Here is a 2,461-nt window from a genome sequence, read left to right on the forward strand (position 1 = left end):
GCCTAGCGAGGTTCGTCGTGCGGTTCAGAATCAGGCGCGAAAAGCGGCACGAGTCCAATCAGGGTGCCAGTTGTGTCAACGACGGAATCTAGCCCAAGCGCGATAAGCACCAGGGCGCCGATGACGGCGAGCAGAAGTAGTGCGAGGGGATTGCGTTGAAAAAGTTTCACGGGGGTTCTCCTTGTGTTGCGTTTGATTGTCTCGGCTACACCGTGCGGTCAGAACCGCGTTGTGCAACCAGATGGCTAATATCAGTTCCAAGAAATTTCGAGCCGTGAAAAAAGTGTCTCAATGAGGTGTGCACGTTTTCGGAGCCAAGGCAGACGCGCAGCGGGTGCCGCGGCAGCCCCCTAGAACGTCCGTAGGAGCCACCAGGAGGCTTGAGCCAACCTCAGGGAGGGGCGGAGCCCTGGGAGCCTTAGAGGGCTACCTGAGGGGCGCCGGCCAAAGGAGCTCGCTTCGCTCGCACTGGAAGGGTTCTTCAGGGGAACCCCCGGAAACCGGGGAAACATCTGACTTGGTTAAATGTCGTATTATGAACACGCCGAGGAATGAAAACCGACCGTGCACGCTCGTGTGAGAAAGTCAGCTACATGAGACCAACTACCCGCCCTGAGGGACGCTTTGAGCAGCTGTGGCTGCCGCTGTGGCCATTGGCAAGCGATGACCTCCGTGAGGGCATTTACCGCACCTCACGGAAGAACGCGCTGGATAAGCGCTACGTCGAAGCCAATCCCGACGCGCTCTCTAACCTCCTGGTCGTTGACATCGACCAGGAGGACGCGCTTTTGCGCTCTTTGTGGGACAGGGAGGACTGGAGACCTAACGCGGTGGTTGAAAACCCCTTAAACGGGCACGCACACGCTGTCTGGGCGCTCGCGGAGCCATTTACCCGCACCGAATACGCCAAACGCAAGCCTTTGGCCTATGCCGCGGCTGTCACCGAAGGCCTACGGCGCTCTGTCGATGGCGATAGCGGATACTCCGGGCTGATCACCAAAAACCCCGAGCACACTGCATGGGATAGTCACTGGATCACCGATAAGCTGTATACGCTCGATGAGCTGCGCTTTTGGCTCGAAGAAACCGGCTTTATGCCGCCTGCGTCCTGGAGGAAAACGCGGCGGTTCTCGCCAGTTGGTCTAGGTCGTAATTGCGCACTCTTTGAAAGCGCACGTACGTGGGCATATCGGGAGGTCAGAAAGCATTTTGGAGACGCTGACGGCCTAGGCCGCGCAATCCAAACCACCGCGCAAGCACTTAACCAAGAGCTGTTTGATGAACCACTACCTGTGGCCGAAGTTGACTGTATTGCCAGGTCAATCCATAAATGGATCATCACCAAGTCACGCATGTGGACAGACGGCGCCGCCGTCTACGACGCCACATTCACCGCAATGCAATCCGCACGCGGGAAGAAAGGCTGGCAACGAAGCGCTGAGGTGCGTCGTGAGGCTGGACATACTCTTTGGAGGAACATTGGCTAAGGTTTATGCACGTTATCCACGCAACGGAAAAACAGCCCGCGAGCTGGCAGAACGTGCCGGTATGTCGGTGAGAACAGCTCAACGATGGACTTCCGAACCGCGTGAAGTGTTCATTAAACGTGCCAACGAGAAGCGTGCTCGCGTCCAGGAGCTGCGCGCCAAAGGTCTGTCCATGCGCGCTATCGCGGCAGAGATTGGTTGCTCGGTGGGCACGGTTCACCGCTACGTCAAAGAAGTTGAAGAGAAGAAAACCGCGTAAATCCAGCGGTTTAGTCACCCTCGGCGTGTTCAAAGTCCATCGTAACCAAGTCAGATGTTTCCGGGGTTTAGTGCGTCTTTTGCTGGCGTGCGAGCTTGCGGCGTTGCTGTCGGGTGAGCGGTTGTTGGGCTGGTTCGTCTACGGCAGCGACGAGCTTTCTGGCCGCGTTGACCATCTCTGCGCAGCTGTCTAGAAGCTCCGGGCGTGATTGCAGTAGTCGGGTTGTTGCGTCGATTTCGCTGACGACGGTGGCCAAAATTTCGTCTGGGCTTGCCACCAGTAACGAGTTTTGGGTGCTTTCTTGAGTCTGCGCCTGGGCTTGTTTGAGTTCGTCCTGGTGCGCTTTGCGCGTTCGTTCACGAGCTGCTGAGGCTCTGCACGCGCCGCAGCAGTAGCGGGCTTTGCGCCCTCGCGGGTCGCTTCGTGGCGGAATCTCGTTGCCACACCACGCGCATTTCTGAGACGTTTCGGCACCAGTCATACCCCAATTATAACGTACGTACGTTATAAAATTTGCTCTCGATTTCACCGGAAAACTGATCGCTTCGTGGCTCGGTTTCTGACGCGAATTCCGCACAACTAGTTGGGTTTATTTCGCGTCTACCTGCACCGCAGCACTTTAGTGCATGAGGTGTGTGGTTCTTTTGGGCGAAGCCGAAAACCGAAAGTCTGATTATCAGCAATAGGTGTGTACCAATTGGCGTGATGTCGGTCG

The 2,461-nt window shown here is 56.8% G+C and carries 4 protein-coding genes; 2 read left to right on the plus strand and 2 right to left on the minus strand.

Annotation, left to right across the window (positions count from 1 at the left end):
* Positions 1-2: 2 nt before the first annotated feature.
* Entirely contained in the window at positions 3-170 is a 168-nt protein-coding gene (locus CCASEI_RS15135) for a hypothetical protein (protein ID WP_155894857.1), read from the minus strand.
* 423 nt (positions 171-593) lie between these two features.
* On the opposite strand from CCASEI_RS15135, the gene CCASEI_RS14155 reads away from it, so the two are divergent.
* Both CCASEI_RS14155 and CCASEI_RS14160 read left to right on the plus strand, forming a co-directional pair.
* Positions 594-1,487 (plus strand): replication initiation protein, encoded by an 894-nt coding sequence (locus CCASEI_RS14155; protein WP_041744706.1) that lies wholly within the window; start codon positions 594-596, stop codon positions 1,485-1,487.
* Positions 1,480-1,746, plus strand: a complete 267-nt coding sequence (locus CCASEI_RS14160) for a helix-turn-helix domain-containing protein (RefSeq protein WP_025388373.1) — start codon at positions 1,480-1,482, stop codon at positions 1,744-1,746. Before CCASEI_RS14155 ends, CCASEI_RS14160 begins: the two co-directional genes overlap by 8 nt.
* A 67-nt stretch (positions 1,747-1,813) precedes the next feature.
* On the opposite strand, the gene CCASEI_RS15515 is transcribed toward CCASEI_RS14160, so the two are convergent.
* Positions 1,814-2,023 (minus strand): hypothetical protein, encoded by a 210-nt coding sequence (locus CCASEI_RS15515; RefSeq protein ID WP_225868478.1) that lies wholly within the window; start codon positions 2,021-2,023, stop codon positions 1,814-1,816.
* Between the last annotated feature and the right edge of the window lie 438 nt (positions 2,024-2,461).

This window comes from Corynebacterium casei LMG S-19264 (assembly GCF_000550785.1).
In the GTDB taxonomy this organism is placed as follows: Bacteria; Actinomycetota; Actinomycetes; order Mycobacteriales; family Mycobacteriaceae; genus Corynebacterium; species Corynebacterium casei.

Bases quoted from the DNA above. Each gene is read 5' to 3' on its own strand.
- CCASEI_RS14155 (WP_041744706.1), top strand. From the start codon at position 594: ATGAGACCAACTACCCGCCCTGAGGGACGCTTTGAGCAGCTGTGGCTG.